General features: G+C 63.1%; 14 protein-coding genes. 7 read left to right on the top strand and 7 right to left on the bottom strand.

Features of this window, described 5'->3' with window-relative positions; all coding sequences use genetic code 11:
• Nucleotides 1–27: 27 nt before the first annotated feature.
• Complete coding sequence (locus R4P70_RS21840) at nucleotides 28–345, top strand: DUF2322 family protein (RefSeq protein ID WP_020907542.1); 318 nt, start codon at nucleotides 28–30, stop codon at nucleotides 343–345.
• Here R4P70_RS21840 and R4P70_RS21835 read toward each other — a convergent pair.
• A complete protein-coding gene (locus R4P70_RS21835; protein ID WP_070797210.1) occupies nucleotides 316–993 on the bottom strand; it encodes a Pr6Pr family membrane protein in 678 nt (225 codons plus the stop codon). The genes R4P70_RS21840 and R4P70_RS21835 overlap by 30 nt on opposite strands.
• A 53-nt stretch (nucleotides 994–1,046) precedes the next feature.
• Between R4P70_RS21835 and hrpA the strand changes: the two genes are divergently transcribed.
• Nucleotides 1,047–4,952, top strand: a complete 3,906-nt coding sequence (hrpA, locus tag R4P70_RS21830) for an ATP-dependent RNA helicase HrpA (protein ID WP_070797209.1) — start codon at nucleotides 1,047–1,049, stop codon at nucleotides 4,950–4,952.
• Between the two features lie 286 nt (nucleotides 4,953–5,238).
• Here hrpA and nrdR read toward each other — a convergent pair whose 3' ends face one another.
• The gene (gene nrdR / locus R4P70_RS21825) at nucleotides 5,239–5,736 is read right to left on the bottom strand and encodes a transcriptional regulator NrdR (RefSeq protein WP_020907539.1); all 498 of its coding nucleotides are present in this window, start codon (nucleotides 5,734–5,736) and stop codon (nucleotides 5,239–5,241) included.
• A 195-nt stretch (nucleotides 5,737–5,931) separates the two neighbouring features.
• Nucleotides 5,932–6,672, bottom strand: coding sequence for a LysM peptidoglycan-binding domain-containing protein (locus tag R4P70_RS21820; protein ID WP_047889278.1), 741 nt, complete (start codon nucleotides 6,670–6,672; stop codon nucleotides 5,932–5,934).
• A 256-nt stretch (nucleotides 6,673–6,928) separates the two neighbouring features.
• Here R4P70_RS21820 and lexA point away from each other — a divergent pair, with 256 nt between their 5' ends.
• The gene (gene lexA / locus R4P70_RS21815; RefSeq protein WP_020723648.1) at nucleotides 6,929–7,657 is read left to right on the top strand and encodes a transcriptional repressor LexA; all 729 of its coding nucleotides are present in this window, start codon (nucleotides 6,929–6,931) and stop codon (nucleotides 7,655–7,657) included.
• A gap of 92 nt (nucleotides 7,658–7,749) precedes the next feature.
• Here lexA and R4P70_RS21810 read toward each other — a convergent pair whose 3' ends face one another.
• From R4P70_RS21810 to R4P70_RS21800, 3 genes are all read right to left on the bottom strand, one after another.
• Nucleotides 7,750–8,892, bottom strand: coding sequence for an acyl-CoA dehydrogenase family protein (locus R4P70_RS21810; RefSeq protein WP_019748214.1), 1,143 nt, complete (start codon nucleotides 8,890–8,892; stop codon nucleotides 7,750–7,752).
• Nucleotides 8,893–9,077: 185 nt separating this feature from the next.
• The gene (locus R4P70_RS21805) at nucleotides 9,078–10,358 is read right to left on the bottom strand and encodes a uracil-xanthine permease family protein (protein WP_317832133.1); all 1,281 of its coding nucleotides are present in this window, start codon (nucleotides 10,356–10,358) and stop codon (nucleotides 9,078–9,080) included.
• Between the two features lie 75 nt (nucleotides 10,359–10,433).
• Nucleotides 10,434–12,107 (bottom strand): putative PEP-binding protein, encoded by a 1,674-nt coding sequence (locus R4P70_RS21800; protein ID WP_317831745.1) that lies wholly within the window; start codon nucleotides 12,105–12,107, stop codon nucleotides 10,434–10,436.
• Nucleotides 12,108–12,298: 191 nt separating this feature from the next.
• Here R4P70_RS21800 and R4P70_RS21795 point away from each other — a divergent pair, with 191 nt between their 5' ends.
• The 4 genes from R4P70_RS21795 (at nucleotide 12,299) to R4P70_RS21780 (ending at nucleotide 16,495) form a co-directional block, all read left to right on the top strand.
• A complete protein-coding gene (locus R4P70_RS21795; protein ID WP_020969481.1) occupies nucleotides 12,299–13,066 on the top strand; it encodes a DeoR/GlpR family DNA-binding transcription regulator in 768 nt (255 codons plus the stop codon).
• On the top strand, nucleotides 13,063–14,058 hold the full coding sequence (locus R4P70_RS21790) for a 1-phosphofructokinase family hexose kinase (RefSeq protein ID WP_020907534.1): 996 nt from the start codon (nucleotides 13,063–13,065) through the stop codon (nucleotides 14,056–14,058). The genes R4P70_RS21795 and R4P70_RS21790 overlap by 4 nt, the downstream gene beginning before the upstream one ends.
• 18 nt (nucleotides 14,059–14,076) lie before the next feature.
• Nucleotides 14,077–16,140, top strand: coding sequence for a fructose-specific PTS transporter subunit EIIC (locus R4P70_RS21785; RefSeq protein WP_021344069.1), 2,064 nt, complete (start codon nucleotides 14,077–14,079; stop codon nucleotides 16,138–16,140).
• A 97-nt stretch (nucleotides 16,141–16,237) separates the two neighbouring features.
• The gene (locus R4P70_RS21780; RefSeq protein WP_003942144.1) at nucleotides 16,238–16,495 is read left to right on the top strand and encodes an HPr family phosphocarrier protein; all 258 of its coding nucleotides are present in this window, start codon (nucleotides 16,238–16,240) and stop codon (nucleotides 16,493–16,495) included.
• A gap of 39 nt (nucleotides 16,496–16,534) precedes the next feature.
• Here R4P70_RS21780 and R4P70_RS21775 read toward each other — a convergent pair whose 3' ends face one another.
• The gene (locus R4P70_RS21775; protein WP_317831741.1) at nucleotides 16,535–17,860 is read right to left on the bottom strand and encodes an alpha/beta hydrolase; all 1,326 of its coding nucleotides are present in this window, start codon (nucleotides 17,858–17,860) and stop codon (nucleotides 16,535–16,537) included.
• Between the last annotated feature and the right edge of the window lies 1 nt (nucleotide 17,861).

Below are 17,861 nucleotides of genomic sequence, written 5' to 3'. Positions count from 1 at the left end.
TCCGGGTACACACGTAATCTGTCGACCATGACTTTTGCCGACAATCTCGCCGCACTGCCCACCATCGATCATCTGGCCGCCATCGAGGTACTCGACGCCGACGGAACCGTCATCGACACCGTCGAGAACAAGCCCGGAAAGTCCGGCTCGGTCAAGGTGTACAACCATCTCGCTCAGGTCTACGGCGCGCTCACACCCGAAGCCGCCTCGGCAGGACTGACGATCTTTGCCGAACACACCGAGGACGCGCGGGCGAACCCCGGTAAGCACCCGAACGTGGACCGCCTCGAGCAGGTGCTCGCCTCCGGCAATCCACTAGGACTTCGCAGCGTTCCGTCCGCGTAGCCCGGCTCCCAGCCGTCCGACGGCATTGACCGCCAACGCCATCAGGGCCATCGCGATGCCCAGTACGACAAATCCGATGAACAGGGCCAGATAGCCCTGGTGGCGAGGATCCATGAACGGATACGGATACCAGTCGACGATCGGCCCTCGAATCAACGTGTACACCGCGTAGATCACCGGAAACAGCAGCCACTGCAGCGAGCGGATTTCGGAGATCCTGTGCCTCGAAGCGAAGAACACCCAGTCGAGGAGCATCACCAGCGGAAGAATGCGGTGGAGCGCCGAGTTGATCCACGCGTCGTTCAAATTGACGTCGATATTGGCCAGTAGAACGGCGTAGATGATTCCGGTGATCACCATGTAGAGCGTCACCGCACCGCGAACCGACTGCCATGTCCGAGACTGCGGATCCCGAAGGGCGCCGACCAGCAATACGATCACCGCAAGGATGTTGCTCTCGATGGTGAAGTAGCTCAGATAGTTCGACAACGAGAATCCGTCGGCGTTTCGAATCGGAATCCACAGCAGCGCCGTGAGTCCGTAGATCGCGAACAACAAGCGAAGTACTCGCACGGCAACAGGCGTCGACGCGACCGGTGTAACTGCCTCATTTGCGGTATTTGTCGTCACTGGTCGATATTTGCACATCAAAACGATCTGCGAGCGGTAGTTGTGAACGCGTTCGATAGGCTGTCATCAGCATGTCTACAACACCACCGGCCCCACTCTCCCCCAAGCGGAGTGACCTGAAGAGCGCGCTGGCGCAGGTCTCACTCCGCGACGAGAGTCGACTCCGTCGCAAACTCGACCGTGCCCGCACACCAGACGCTTTGGTGGCGCTGGCCGAGGAAATTGAAACGGCGCGCGCACGGTTGGCGGCACGCTCCGCCAATGTTCCCGCAGTCTCGTATCCGGAAGCTCTGCCCGTCAGTCAGCGCAAGGACGACATCGCGACCGCGATCTCGGAGAATCAGGTTGTCATCGTCGCCGGCGAGACCGGCTCGGGTAAGACAACTCAGATCCCGAAGATCTGCCTCGAACTCGGACGTGGCGTCCGCGGCCTGATCGGACATACACAGCCTCGCCGACTGGCAGCACGCACCGTTGCCGAACGTATCGCCGAAGAACTCGACACCGAACTCGGCGACGCCGTCGGATACACCGTGCGGTTCACCGACCAGGTCTCGGACCGCACCTACGTCAAGCTCATGACCGACGGCATTCTCCTCGCCGAAATTCAGCGCGACCGTATGCTCCGACGCTACGACACGCTGATCATCGACGAAGCGCACGAACGCAGCCTCAACATCGACTTCATCCTCGGTTACCTGGCTCAGCTGCTCCCCCGCCGACCCGATCTCAAGGTCATCATCACGTCGGCGACCATCGATCCCGAACGCTTCGCCAAGCACTTCGCTGTCGACGGTAAGCCCGCGCCGATAGTCGAGGTATCCGGTCGAACATTCCCCGTCGAAATGCGTTACCGGCCACTGACCGTCGAGTCCGGCGACATCACCTTCGACCGTGATCCCGTCGACGCGGTCTGCGAGGCGGTCGACGAGCTGAGCGCGGAGGGCGAAGGCGACATCTTGGTCTTCCTCTCCGGCGAACGCGAAATTCGCGACACCGCAGACGCTTTACGCGATCGGCGTCTTCGCAACACCGAAATCGTCCCGCTGTACGCGCGACTGTCTGCTGCCGAGCAACACAAAGTGTTCTCGCCGCACACCGGCCGACGCGTCGTCCTTGCCACCAACGTGGCCGAGACCTCGTTGACCGTTCCCGGCATTCGGTACGTCGTCGATCCGGGAACCGCGCGCATTTCGCGATATTCGGTGCGCACCAAGGTTCAACGATTGCCGATCGAGCCCATTTCGCAGGCGTCAGCTCGTCAGCGGTCCGGGCGTTGCGGCCGCGTCGCCGAAGGAATCTGCATCCGCCTGTATTCCGAGGAGGACTTCGAGTCACGGCCGGCGTTCACCGAGCCGGAAATCCTGCGGACCAATCTCGCATCCGTCATCTTGCAGATGACGGCCCTCGGTCTGGGCGACATCGCTGCCTTCCCCTTCGTCGAACCGCCGGACCAGCGCGCCGTCAAGGACGGAATCGGACTGCTCGAAGAACTCGGCGCCATCGCGCGAGGTTCCGAGGCAAGCCACCCCGAACTGACGCCGGTCGGCCGCGAGCTGGCCCAGATTCCGGTGGATCCGCGGATGGCACGAATGCTGGTGGAAGCCAAGAACAACGGTTGCCTTCACGAAACCCTTGTCATCGTCGCGGCGTTGTCCATCCAGGACGTTCGCGAGCGGCCCGCCGAGTTCCAGCAGGCCGCCGACGAAAAGCACGCCAGGTTCAATGTCGAGAACTCCGACTTCCTGGCATACCTGAAACTGTGGGACTACTTACGCGAACAACGTAACGATCTGTCCTCCAACCAGTTTCGCAAGATGTGCCGGAACGAGTTCCTGCACTGGCTCCGCATCCGCGAATGGCAGGATTTGCACGGTCAACTCCGGCAGATCACCCGCGGCCTCGGCTGGACGGTGGGTGAGACACCCGCAAGCGAGAACGCGATCCATCAGTCACTCCTCGCCGGTTTGCTCTCACACATCGGGCTACGCGAGGGCGAGAAGCGGGACTACCTGGGCGCCAGGGGCAGCCACTTCGCGATCTTCCCCGGATCAGGACTGTTCAAGAAGCCACCACGCTGGGTCATGGCCGCCGAACTCGTGGAAACGTCGAGACTGTGGGCTCGCATGTCCGCGCGCATCGAACCCGAGTGGGCTGAAAAGCTCGCCCCGCACCTGGTGAAACGGACCTATTCCGAACCTCACTGGTCCTCCAAGCGCGGCTCGGCGATGGCATACGAGCGGGTCACTCTCTACGGAGTTCCTCTGGTGACCGGCCGCGCAGTGACGTACTCACGAATCGATCCCGAGGCCTCTCGCGATCTCTTCATCCGCCATGCGCTCGTGCAGGGCGAATGGCAGACGAACCACAAGTTCTTCCACGAGAACCGCGCACTGCTCGACAACGTCGAGGAACTCGAGAACCGCGCGCGTCGCCGCGACATCCTCGTCGACGACGAAACTCTCTACGAGTTCTACGACGAACGTATCGGCCAGGAAGCCGTATCCGCCAAGCATTTCGACCAGTGGTGGAAGACCGAGCGGCGCAAGAATCCGAGTCTGCTGACTTTCACGCCGGAAACGGTGGTCAACTCCGACGCGGCTGCAGTACTGGGCGGCGAGTACCCGGACGCCTGGCGCCAGGGCGACATGCAGTTTCCGCTCACTTACCAATTCGAGCCCGGAAAGGACGACGACGGCGTCAGCGCGCACATCCCGGTCGGCCTGCTCGCGCAACTTCAGCCGGTCGGCTTCGACTGGTTGGTCCCCGGTATGCGCGTCGATCTGGTTACTGCTCTGATCAAGACGTTGCCCAAGAACATCCGACGCGCTGTCGTGCCCGCACCCGACTACGCCGCCGCAGCATTGGCAGCAGTCAAACCTCGATCCGAGCCGTTGATGACCGCAATGGCCCGCGAACTCTCGCACTTGGGCGGGATCCAGATCGACGCCAAGGACTTCGATCCCGCCGCGCTGCCCGACCATCTTCGGATGACATTTGTCGTCGAGGACGAATCGGGCAAGGTTCTCGCGAAGGGTAAGGATCTGGCGCAGCTACGACGCACGCTCGCCCCGCGCGTACAGAAGGAAGTGGCCAAGGCGGCAACCGGTACCGAACGGGCAGCGGCAACCGTCTGGACATCCGAAACGCTCGGCGCGCTGGAACCGACCATCACTCGCTCCATCGGCGGACAGCAGGTAACCGGCTACCCAGCACTGGTGCCGGAAAACGGCGGAGTTGCCGTTCGTGTCCTGAGTACGCCGGCTGCGCAGGCGCAGGCGATGCGGGAAGGCACTCGGGCGCTTCTTCTCGCGGCCGTTCCCACCCAACTCAAGGCCGTGACCGCCGGCTTGTCGAACACTCAGCGTCTGGCTCTCGGCCAGAATCCGGACGGCGGCTTGGAGGCCCTCGTCGAAGATTGCCGGGTGGCAGCTGCCAACGAAGTGATAGCTGCCCACGGCGGACCGGTACGCACGCCTGAGGCGTTCGACGCCCTGGTGAAGATCGCACGCTCCGAACTGGCCGGACGCGTCTCCGCGATCCTGCGCATGATTGTTCCGATCCTCGAACAAGCACACCAACTGAGCGTCGTTCTGGACCGCTCCCGCGGCGAAGCAGCAGACGACGTCCGAGAACAGTTGACCTCACTGCTGTTTCCGGGATTTGTCGCCGAATTGGGCTCGGCCCGCCTACGCGATTTGCCGCGGTATCTTGCCGCAGCAAAATTCCGTCTCGAAGCTCTACCCGCAAGTGCACAACGAGATCAGCAGGCGATGGACGTCCTCGACCGGGTGTACGCAGCGTACGACCGGTTGTTGAGTTCACTTCCCGAAGAGCGTCGCACTGCTCGAGATGTCGACTCGATCAGCTGGATGATCGAAGAACTGCGCGTGAGCCTGTTTGCGCAGTCCCTCGGTACACCCACACCGATTTCCGAAAAGCGAGTCCTGAAAGCTATCGAAGCGATCAAGCGTTGACGTTCGGCGAGAATTGCGCGATCAGTAGATTGTCTGAATGTTGACGTTGGTGAGGAAACCACCAAAGGTGGCAACAGTGTTGGCGAACCCGAGGGTTACCAGGCTGTTCACGACTCCGAGAACTGCAACTAAGTTCATAACGCCTCCGTGAAGATCCGAGATGCGGACGAACGTACTTGGTCGACACTAAGCGAATAACTTGCCCGATTTGTTCGATTGTTCGCTTTGTGTTCTCAGCGTTACCTACGGCCGCTTTGTGCTCTCAGCGTTATCTAAGGCAAAGGCCTCAGTCGACGGAAACGGTCTCGGCGCCGGAAGCCTTGTCGGCAGCACGGGTCTCGGCATGTTCGCGCATGTCGGTGATCTCACGTTCGAAATCCGCGGCAGAACTGAAGGACTTGTACACCGATGCGAATCGCAGGTATGCAACCTCGTCGAGATTTCGAAGCGGATCGAGAATCGCGAGCCCTACCTCGTTGCTGGGAATTTCGGCAGAACCCGAAGCACGTACGGCATCTTCGACCTGTTGGGCCAGCAAATTCAGCGAATCGTTGTCCACTTGGCGGCCCTGGCATGCGCGACGCACTCCTTTGACCACCTTTTCTCGGCTGAACGGCTCCGTCACGCCGCTGCGCTTCACAACCGAGAGAACTGCCGTCTCAACCGTGGTGAATCGGCGGCCACACTCGGGGCACGAACGGCGCCGCCTGATCGCCTGGCCCTCGTCGGCCTCGCGCGAATCGACCACTCGGGAATCAGGGTGCCGGCAGAACGGGCAATGCATCGGGGTTCCTTCGTTGTCGCCGAAATGGCCGCAACTCAGATTCGCTACCGACTGCAAATCCTCCGACGATTTACAGAGCAGATCCACGTACTCAACGCGACCACCCGAGGTGGTGGGACTGTCAAGTGGACAGCTTACTCGCTGTGAACCGACTGCTCTCACGCTCGGTACGCCCCCGCCTGGCACGGGGTACGGTCAGCGGCCCGAGGCCGGCACGATCAGCGTTTGCCCAACGGACAGTCCGGAACTCGACATCGCATTGAGATCCATGATCTGCTCGATCACCGAGCCGACAGCCTGGCCAGGCGCAACCTTGGCAGCAATATCACTGAGGGATTCACCCGCAGCAACACGAACCACTTCGGTCGCACCGTTTGTCGCAGCGACATCACCACTCGACAAAGCGCCGATCCCCACCAACGCCAACACTGCCAGTGCAGTGAATACGGCGCCAAGGAACACTGTCTTCCAACTGACGTCCTCGGCAGCCACTTCATGTTCGACCCGTGAGACACCGACTCTGTTTCGGTGCGCGAAACTTCCTCCGTACGGGCGTGACGAATCGTGCTCGCCGTCCCACCGGCGAGGAGATTCACGCAATGAACGCGAACCTGAAACCGCGCCAACCGCCGGAACACGACGAACGACGGCCGCCTGCGGTTCGTTGTCGACATACCTGGCCACGCCCCGCATTTCGGCCGTGCCGCGCCGTTCGAACGACACACCGTCAGCGTCGGATCCACCATCGGGCCCATAGAACGAGGGGTGGTACTTCAACGCCGACGTGCCGTCGAAACCAATCGCGTCATCACCAATCGCGTCGTCACCAATCGCGTCGTCGAAAACCCTGTTGCTTCTCAGTGCTGCGTTACCCATCGTGACCTCCGCTGGTCGACACCGATCGATGTGTTCGATCATGCGTTCGATGGAACGCATGTTCGAATTTCTACCACGCCTGGCCGACAATGTCTCTACTTCGAGCGACACGAATCGAACAGATGTTTGAAACCGCGAGCAAATCCGGCTAGATTCGTGTCAGACCACACAGCGGGAATTGCGAAAGCCTCCGTGTTTGTCGACAGCTCGAATGTTGGCAGGAGGCACCGACAGGTTTCTGCGCGATTTGCACCAGGCACTTTTTCAGACACAGCCTTTACAGACACGACTTCTTCAGACACGGAGGCAACAGGCCATGAAGGACGATCGCTCCAGCACAGCCGCGGAGGCAGGAGCTTCTGCAGTTCCGTCTCCGTCGAGCGAGACGCTCACCGAGCGTCAGCGGCGCGTTCTCGAAGTCATCCGCGATTCGGTGACGGAGCGCGGGTATCCGCCGAGCATCCGCGAGATCGGTGATGCGGTGGGGCTCACCTCCACGTCGTCGGTCGCACATCAACTGCGAACGTTGGAGCGCAAGGGCTTCCTTCGACGCGATCCCAATCGCCCTCGTGCAGTCGATGTTCGAGGTCTCGACGAGGTTGCGGCCGATACCGCCATCGCGTCGGTGTCGAAGCATTCCGGCGAGTACAACAGTGCCGACCCGCTACCGGAGCCGGCGTTCGTCCCCATCCTGGGTCGCATCGCTGCCGGCGGACCGATCCTTGCCGAGGAAGCGGTAGAGGACGTGTTCCCACTCCCCCGCGAACTCGTCGGCCAGGGTTCGCTCTTCATGCTCAAGGTTGTCGGCGAGTCGATGATCGATGCAGCGATCTGCGATGGCGACTGGGTTGTGGTCCGTCAGCAGAACGTGGCGGAGAACGGTGACATCGTGGCCGCCATGATCGACGGCGAAGCCACCGTGAAGACGTTCAAGCGTACGAAGAAGGAGGTGTGGCTGATGCCGCACAACGAACTCTTCGAGCCGATTCCCGGCAACAACGCCGTCATCCTGGGCAAGGTTGTCACCGTCATGCGGAAGATCTGAATTCGCTCGCACCCTCGATCACAAAACTCTGGGCCCCGGCATCAGCCGGGGCCCAGAGTCTTTTCGTGACGATCAGCGGTCCATCACCCGAATCAGAGATTCAGCGAACGTCCGATGATCTCCTTCATGATCTCGGTTGTGCCACCGTAGATGGTCTGCACACGAGAGTCCATGTACGCCTTGGCAACCGGGTATTCCTTCATGTAGCCGTAGCCTCCGTGCAACTGGAGGCAGCGGTCGATGAGCTTGACCTGAGCTTCGGTGGTCCACCACTTCGCCATCGCAGCTTCCTGCACGGTCAGCTTCTCGGCATTGAGCTGCTCGATGAACTTGTCCACCAGGATGCGCACTGCCGTGGTCTCCGTTGCCAATTCGGCCAGTACGAATCGGGTGTTCTGGAAGCTACCGATCGACTTGCCGAATGCCTTGCGGTCGCGGCAGTACTGGATCGTGCTCTCGAGAACCGATTCCATTGCGGCAGCGGCAACGACGGCGATCGAGAGTCGTTCCTGGGGAAGGTTCTTCATCAAGTAGAAGAAGCCCATTCCCTCTTCGCCCAGCAGGTTGGCAGCGGGAACGCGTACGTCGGTGAAGCTGAGTTCGGCGGTGTCCTGAGCCTTCATGCCGATCTTGTCGAGGTTGCGTCCACGCTCGAAGCCAGGCATGTCCCGCTCGACCACGAGGAGGCTGAAGCCCTGAGCACCCTTGTCCGGGTCGGTGCACGCGACAACGATGATGATGTCGGCGTTGATTCCGTTGGTGATGAAGGTCTTCGAACCGTTGAGGACCCAGTGGTCCCCGTCGCGAACCGCTTTCGTCTTGATGCCCTGCAGGTCGCTACCGGTACCCGGTTCGGTCATCGCGATCGCCGAGATCAGCTCACCCGACGCGAATCCGGGTAGCCAACGCTGCTTCTGCTCCTCATTGCTCAACTCCAGGAGGTACGGTGCCACGACGTCGTTGTGCAGCGTGAAGCCGATACCGCTGAACCCACCCTTGGTGGTTTCCTCGGTGATGATCGCGTTGTAGCGGAAATCCTTGACACCGCCGCCGCCGAATTCCTCAGGGACCGCAGTTCCCAGGAAGCCCTGCTTTCCGGCCTCGACCCAGACGTCACGATCGACGATGTTCTGCTCTTCCCACTTCTCGTGGTTCGGTGCCACGTGCTGTGCCAAGAACTTCTGGTACGACTCCCGGAAGAGTTCATGTTCCGGTTCGAACAGGGTGCGCTCCACGCCGACTCCTTGCAATTCGATATATGGCACTTCAGTGATGTACCCGCTGGGGATATACCCGCTGGGGTGTATTCGCTGAGACTGGGCACGCCGAAGTGCGCGGGCCCACGTCACTGCCTCCGACGGTAGAACCTGTTGCGATACCCGTCGATGACCCGAACGATCACGATTCGTGACTGTAGCGGTTATCTGTTACTCGAAGTACGGAATTTGGCGAGATATCGCATGATCGGGTACGCGACGAGGATGCCGATCGATCCCCAGGCGATGCCACCCAACTCGACTGAACCGATGGTCAGCGCCAAGTTCCCGATGCCGGCGACCAACGCCGCCGCAGCGACCGTCAGGTTGACCGGATCGGTGAAGTCGACCTTCGCTTCCATCCAGATGCGCACACCGAGAATGCCGATGAGGCCGTAGAGAACCATCGTTGCGCCGCCGATGACGCCGTTCGGCACCGTGAAGACCAGTGCGCCGAATTTGGGCGAAAATGCCAGGATCACAGCGGTAGCGGCGGCTACCCAGTACGCGGCGGTCGAGTACACACGCGTCGCTGCCATGACACCGATGTTCTCGGCATACGTGGTGGTTCCGGATCCGCCACCGGCGCCCGCCAAGGTAGTGGCGAGACCGTCGGCAAACAGTGCATTGCCGGCCAGATCGTCGAGGGACTTACCCGTCATAGCGGACACCGCTTTGACATGTCCGACGTTTTCGGCGACCAGAACGATCACCACGGGGAGCGCGAGCACGATCACCGACCAGTCGAACGACGGTCCGTGCAGACTCGGCAGCCCGAACCAGTCTGCTTCGCGCAGAGCGGACACTCGTTCACTGTCGAGTCCGCCGATGACCGCGGCGAAGACCCAGCCGATCACGACGCCGACCAGAATGCCCAGCCGGCCGAGCAGCCCGGGACCGACGACCGTGACCAGCAGGATCGAAACGAGCGTCACCGTGGCGATCAGCGGCTGCGATTCGAAGGAGCCGACCGCCGTCGGAGCGAGGTTGAGACCGATCAGCGCGACGACAGCGCCCGTCACCACCGGCGGCATGACGGCGTCGATGACCCGGCTGCCGATCAGACGTACGGCGACGCCGATCAACATCAACACGATGCCGACGGCCATGACGGCACCGAGTTGCGCGGCCGGGCCCGATCCTGCCGACGCTGTCAGCGGGGCGATGAACGCGAAGGACGAACCGAGATAGCTGGGGATCCGGCCCCGGGTGATGAGCAGGAACAGCGCGGTGCCGATACCCGAGAACAAGAGCGTCGTCGTGACGGGGAAGCCGGTGATGGTCGGAACGAGCAGTGTCGCTCCGAACATCGCGATGACGTGTTGCATCCCGATTCCGATGGTGCGCGGCCAACTCAGTCGTTCGTCCGGCGCCACGACGGCTCCGTCGGCGATCCGCTTGCCGTCTCCGTGGACAGTCCAGCCGATTCCGCCGGCCCCGGTCATTGTTTCTCGTTCGATCACAGGTCGAAATACTAGAGGTCAGGCGCTCGGTCTCCGACCGAGACCGATCAAACCAGTTCAGCTGATTGCGTCAGCCGCCGCTTTGCGCGCTGCCACCGGATCACCGGTTGCCAGCACCGCTGCCGCAGCCGCCTCACATTGCGCCATGGTGACGGATCCGACCTTCGCGCCCACACCCGCGACCGACGCCGCAGCACAGGAGAGCGAGGAAACTCCGAGTCCGGCCAGAACACACGCCAACAGTGGATCGGCGGCCGCCTCACCGCAGACGCCGACGCGCTTGCCTGCCGCCTGACCTGCCTGGGCCGTACGTGCGACAAGGGCGAGCACCGCGGGCTGCCATGGATCGGTCAGGTCGGCGAGTTCGGAGGACATCCGATCAGCGGCCATCGTGTACTGAGCGAGGTCGTTGGTACCGATCGAGAGGAATTCGACGTGTTCGAGAATCTGGTCGGCCAACAGCGCCGCCGCCGGGATCTCCACCATCACACCGGGAACAAGATCGCGTGCCCGCACCGCATCGGCAAAACGTTTCGCCTCGGCCGGGGTGGCGATCATCGGTGCCATGACCCACGGGGACGAGTTGGTCGACGCCGCGGCTGCCGCGATCGCGTCGAGCTGGCGGTCGAGAATTCCCATGTCCTGCCAGGCGATTCGGACCCCACGAACGCCGAGTGCCGGATTCGCTTCTTCTTGATGGTTGGCGAATTTGAGCGGCTTGTCCGAACCCGCGTCCAACGTGCGAATGATGACCTTCTTTCCTGCGAAGGCCTCGAGAACCTCGGCGTAGATCGCCGCCTGCTCGTCTACGGTCGGTTCGGTCTCACGGCCGAGGAAGCAGAGTTCGGTCCGGAAGAGCCCGATGCCCCCCGCAGCAGTCGACGCCGCGGCGCGAGCGCCCGCGCCGTCTTGAACGTTGGCGAGAACGTCTACCGGCCGGCCGTCCGCCGTCTGGCCCGGTCCGGTCCAGGTGCTGACGCGTTCGCGATCGATCCGGGATTGTTCGACCAGTTCACGCGCGTGCCCGGGATCCGGCTCCGCGATCACGTCGCCGGTTGTTCCGTCGATCAGAATCGGTATTCCTGCCGAGATGGATTCCAATTCCTTCGCGGCGACGATGCACGGGATGCCCAACTGCCGCGCGATGATTGCCGTGTGGCTGGTCGGGCCGCCGTAGATGGTCACGAGTCCGATGATCTTGGATGCATCGAGGCCCGCGGTGTCTGCAGGAGCCAGATCGTCCGCGCACAGCACCGACGGTGTCTCGGGCATCGGAACTCCAGGTTCGGGTAATCCGGAGAGTTCGGCGATCACGCGGTCGCGGATGTCCTCGAGGTCGGTGACGCGCTCGGCCATCAAACCGCCGACCTTGGTGAACAGCACCACGAACTGCTCCGTCGCCGCGATCGCAGCCTGCACCGGGGGCACTCCGCCGGCGATCGACTTCTTGGCCGCCCCGATCCAGCCACGATCAGCTGCCATCGCCGCGTTGGCCTGCAAAACCTCTGCGGCCGCGCCGGTAGCTTCGGCGGCCCGTCCGAGAAGGCGGTTCTCGACAGCCTTCGCCGCTGCGACGAAGGCGTCTGCGGCGGCCTCTCGATCTGCCTCGTCGAGTGCCGGCGCATCGGTGACGAGTTCTGGTCGGCTGGACGGCCAGATCGCCGGGCCGTAGGCGATTCCAGGCACCACGGGGGTGCCGTGCACGGTGATTCGGTTGAGCTGTTCGGTCATCTGTCCTCCTTGAGCGATGGGCCCGGTGTCACACCGGATCACCTCGAGCGCGTAAAGCCCTCACCTTCGTTGTGACGAAGATTACTCCCAAGTCTTGACATGTCAACACACTCGGGCGTAAAACAACATAAAGCAACATTCACTGTGATCCACAACGCACCGTCGGATCACACTTCGGAATCGGAGAGCACGTGTACGCGGAAGAACGCCAACAAGCGATCGGCACCATGGTGTCGCAGCGCGGACGCATGTCCGTGGCGGCTCTGTCGGAGACCTTCGGTGTGACCACCGAGACCGTGCGTCGCGATCTGGCCTTCCTCGAGCGGATCGGACAGATCAGGCGTGTACACGGCGGCGCCGTTCCCACCGGATCCCTCCACGTCACCGAACCGGGCATGGCGGAACGCGATCAGACCCGCGCGCAACAGAAGGACCGGATCGCCCGCTGCGCGGTCACCTACCTCCCTCCCACCGGCGGCAGCGTGATCTTCGACGCGGGCACGACCACGGGCCGCATGATCCCCGAACTGCCGACCGAGAACGACTTCACAGCCGTCACCAATTCCGTCCCGATCGGCGCACGCCTGGCATCGATGAACTCGATTTCCCTGATACTGCTCGGCGGTCGAGTACGCGGGGTGACTCAAGCCGTGGTCGGCGAGGACGCCCTACGCCTGCTGAGCACGTTGCGAGTCGACGTCGCCTTCATCGGAACGAACGCGATCAGCGTCGGGCACGGACTCTCCACTCCGGACAGCGAAGAGGCCGCCGTCAAACGAGCAATGGTCAAAGCCGCCAATCACGTTGTGGTGGTGGCCGATTCCACCAAAGTCGGCCGCGAGCACTTGATCAGCTTCGCCCCGCTCGACAGCATCGACGTCCTCATCACCGACGAAGAGATCAGTCCCACAGACACATCCGAGTTCCACGACCACGGAATCGAGGTGGTGATCGCATGATCGTCACACTGACAGCCAACCCGAGTATCGATCGGACCGTGCAACTCGAGCAACGGCTCGAACGAGGCTCCGTCCTACGCGCCCACTCCACTCGCAGCGACCCCGGCGGCAAGGGGGTCAACGTCGCGCGTGTTCTCGCCGCAGCCGACCTCGACGTGCTCGCGGTTCTACCGGGAAACGGTGGTGACCCTCTGCTCTCGGCGCTGGCAGCCGGTGGGATTCCCCACATCGGTGTCGCCACAACGGGTCTGGCTCGCACCAACATCACCATCGCGGAACCGGACGGGACAACGACGAAGATCAACGAACCCGGCGCAACGCTGTCCGGTTCGACGCTCGACGCCCTGGCACAGGAGTTGATTGTTCGCGCCGATACCGCACTGTGGTTCGCGCTGTCCGGCTCACTGCCCCCCGGCGTTCCGCTCGGGTGGTACGGCGAACTCGTCGCGGCACTGCGCGATCACCCGTGCAAGGTGGCGGTCGACACCTCGGACGCCCCGCTGACGGCACTCGCCGAAGCGTTCCCCGGCTCGGCACCCGACCTGCTCAAACCCAACGGCGAGGAACTCGCACAACTGACCGGCGTCGACGGCCACGTCCTCGAACGTGCTGCCGAGAACGGTGATCCCGGGCCTGCGATCACGGCGGCGCAGCGATTGGTCGACCGCGGCGTCGGCAGTGTGCTCGCCACGCTCGGCGCAGCAGGTGCTGTCCTCGTCACCGCCGACGGCGCGTGGATCGCCACCGCTCCCCCGATTGTCGCAGTCAGTACCGTCGGCGCAGGCGATTCGTCGCTGGCCGGCTACATCCTCGCCGAAGCGGGAGGCGGCTCGGAATCCGAGCGGTTACGTCACGCGGTCGCCTACGGAAGCGCCGCTGCCTCCCTTCCCGGCACAACTCTTCCCACGCCCGAACAGATCGATCTGGCAGCGGTTTCGGTATCTGCAGCCGATGCCTCCTCTCCCATCCCCGTCCCCACCGAACTCGCCTGACGCCCTAAGGAACCTGACATGTCCGATACCAACGCAGCCGGCGGTTCCGGCCCCGAGATCATCAGTCCCGAACTGATCTCACTCGACACCGACCTGGGTACGACCAAGGAAGATGTCATTCGCTCTCTCGCAGCGCGATTGACTGCAGCGGGACGGGCGAGCGACGCCGCGGGGCTGGTCGCTGCCGCACTCGCTCGCGAAGCGCAGTCCGCGACCGGACTGCCGGGCGGAATCGCCATTCCCCACTGCCGCGCCGAGGCCGTCTCGTCCGCGTCCCTGGGATTTGCTCGACTGGATCCGAAGGTCGATTTCGGGGCACCCGACGGCCCCGCCGATCTGGTGTTCCTGATCGCGGCACCCGAAGGCGCCGGAGCCGAGCACATGAAGCTGCTCTCGTCCTTGGCCCGAGCGCTCGTCCGACCCGCGTTTGTCACGTCGCTTCGTGAGGCGTCGACGCCGGACGAGATCGTGCGACTGGTCGACGAGGTACTCAATCCCGCGCCGAAGGATGCTCCAGCAAAGGCTGCGGCAGCCACACCCACTCCTCCTGTTTCCACTGGGAAACACTCTACCGAGGAGGCCCCAACGCCCGCGGAGCGTCACATCGTCGCGGTCACCGCGTGCCCGACCGGAATCGCTCATACCTACATGGCTGCGGACTCGCTCGTCGCCGCGGGTGAACGCGCCGGGGTCAAGGTTCACGTCGAAACGCAGGGCTCGAGCGGAAGCACCCCGCTTGACCCTTCCGTCATCGCCGGAGCCGCCGCGGTTATCTTCGCTACCGACGTCGGAGTGAAGGGCCGCGAACGATTCGCCGGCAAACCCGTTGTCGCTTCCGGTGTGAAGCGGGCGATCAACGAGCCGGACAAGATGCTTGCAGAAGCGTTGCGCGCCTCCGAGAATCCCGCCGCCGCCACCGTGGACGGCACCGCCGCCGCGGCCGCGGATTCCGATGCCGGTTCCGTAGGGTTCGGCACCCACCTCCGTCAGGTCCTCCTGACCGGTGTCAGCTACATGATCCCGTTCGTCGCGGCCGGCGGTCTGCTGATCGCACTCGGCTTCCTGCTCGGCGGATACGAGATCTCCGGTCCTGCCAAGGACATCGTTCTCAACAACTCGATCACCAACCTTCCCGACGGTGGTCTGGCCACCTATCTCGGCGCAGTGCTGTTCCAGATCGGTTCGTTGGCATTCAGCTTCCTGGTGCCCGCATTGGCCGGCTACATCGCCTTCGCTATCGCCGACCGGCCTGGCATCGCTCCCGGCTTCACAGCCGGCGCGGTCGCCGTGTTTGTCGGTGCCGGATTCATCGGCGGCCTGGTCGGTGGTCTCATCGCCGGCGTCGTCGCGCTCTACATCGGCCGGATCGCCGTCCCGCAGTGGCTGCGGGGCCTGATGCCGGTGGTGATCATTCCGCTGTTCGCGACGCTGGTTGTCGGAGCACTGATGTTCATCGTCCTCGGTCGTCCGCTCGCTGCGATCACCTCCGGTCTCACCGACTGGCTCAACGGACTGTCCGGCAGCTCGGCCATCTTCCTCGGCATCATTCTCGGCCTGATGATGTGCTTCGACCTCGGCGGACCGGTCAACAAGGCGGCTTACGCCTTCGCTGTAGCCGGACTCAACGTCAACGACCCGGCCACTTTGCGCATCATGGCGGCAGTCATGGCTGCCGGTATGGTTCCGCCACTGGCCATGGCACTTGCCTCGACGGTGCTGCGTCCCAAGCTCTTCAGCGAAGCCGAACGTGAGAACGGAAAGGCTGCCTGGTTGCTGGGCTCGGCATTCATCTCCGAGGGCGCGATTCCGTTCGCCGCTGCCGACCCGCTTCGCGTGATCCCCTCGATGATGGCGGGCGGCGCCGTCACCGGTGCGCTGATCATGGCTTTCGACGTCACTCTCAGCGCCCCGCACGGCGGGATCTTCGTCTTCTTCGCAGTCGGCGGAATCGGCTGGTTCCTGGTCTCGCTCGCCGCGGGAACCGTGGTAGCTGCGCTCGCCGTCGTCGGAGCCAAGGAGTTCTTCCGCAAGGGGCCGTCCGATGCCGAACTCGACCCCGAAATCGTGCCCGCTGCGGCATGATCGACAGCAAGCAACGCTGCAGTCACCACTGTTGTCACCAAATCCGCCCAAAGACCCCACAACGTCCGCACCGATAGATTCACAACGAGGAGATCCCATGCCCAGCAAGACAGTTGCCGTCGGTTCCGCAGTCGGCCTCCACGCCCGCCCCGCCGCTCTCATCGCCGAAGCAGTCGGAGCCTCCGGCGCCACGGTCACCCTCGCAGTCGCCGACGGCGAACCGGTGGATGCAGGTTCGGCCCTGATGATCATGACGCTCGGAGCCGCCAAGGACACCGAAGTCACCATCGAGTCCGACGACGCCGACGCACTCGCCAAGGTCGCCGAACTGGTAGCCGCTGATCTCGACGCCTGACCTGATGTCAGTCGGTGCTGTGCAGCGGGCCGGACACTCTCACGGAGTCAGTGCGAGTGTCCGGCCCAGCCAGTCCATTTCGAGTTCCAGAGCAGTGCCCCACACATCACCCGAGTGCCCGCCGGGAAGGGTGTAGTAGTCCACGTTCATGTCGGCGGCGCGCGCAGCCTCGAACATGATCTCCTGCTGAGGGCGGTAGATGTCGTCGTCTTCACCCGCGACAAATACACCAGACAACTGCGGATACCGATTCTGCGCCATCAGGTCTCGGGCGTTGACCGCGTCGAAAGCGTCTTCGTCGCCGTCGAACATCGCAGCCACAGTGTCCTCGTGGTCACCGGTCGACGGTTCGTCCTGGCCGGAGAAGTCCAGGAACGACGGGTATCGGTCCGGGAAGTTCACGGCCATTTCGATCGCGCATGTCCCGCCGTAGGAAAACCCACCGATAGCCCATTGCGCAGCGTCCGGATTCACTTGAAGGTTCGATTCGATCCAGTGCGGGACGTCCTGGTCCAGATACGTCGCGACGTTGCCGAGCGCAGAATCCATGCAGCCGGGGTTGGCGTCGTAGTCCCCCAACGCGTCGGGCACCACCACCACGGGAGCAAGCCCGGAATGCCTCGATGCATAGGCGTCGACGGTGGTCGCGAGACGGCCACTGTCCAGCCAGTCACTGGGGCTGCCGGGCTCACCCGCCACCAACACCAGGACGGGCAACTCCGCACGTGGATCGGCAAGATAGGCCGGCGGGAGATACAACGTCGCCGGCCTCGCGTCGAAACCCGAGATGTTTCCCGGAATCGACGCTTCCGTCACGACGCCGTTGCTCGGCATCCGCACCGGAACCTCCCAATGAGTTTCGGTGGGAAGTCCCCGCTGTAGCCGAGGTTCGGCCCCGGGGAGTGAATCGAAAGCAACGTGCTCGACCGAGCCGACCGGCCAGTGCCCGACCAGTGATCCGAGCGTGGGGTAAATGCCGGTCTGGGCATTGACCTGACCCACCGCGACGATCGCGGCCAGACCGGCCAACACCGTCACGGAAAGGCCGCGGGCCAGTCCTGGACGCCGAAGGAGAACAAGCGCCGCGCCGATGACTCCGAATATCGCCAACGCTATCCACACAAAACTCGACAGGGGTAGCTGCGCGGGCAACGGTCGATAACTGAGCCACACGAACATCGCACCGGTGGCTGATCCGAGCACTGACAGACCTAGCGCAACCAACGCGGCCCTACGCGGCAACCACCTAAGCAGAAGCAACGTGCCGACGCCGACGATGACGGAACCCACGAGCAGCACTGCGGTGATGTGTCCGTGCTCGAGTGACATACGCGAGAGCCGCGTCAGGAGTTGATGCCCGTGCATT

The sequence above is a fragment of the Rhodococcus sp. IEGM 1241 genome (assembly GCF_033142365.1).
Lineage (GTDB): Bacteria > Actinomycetota > Actinomycetes > Mycobacteriales > Mycobacteriaceae > Rhodococcus_F > Rhodococcus_F erythropolis.
This window is presented reverse-complemented; position numbering and strand designations above follow the sequence as displayed.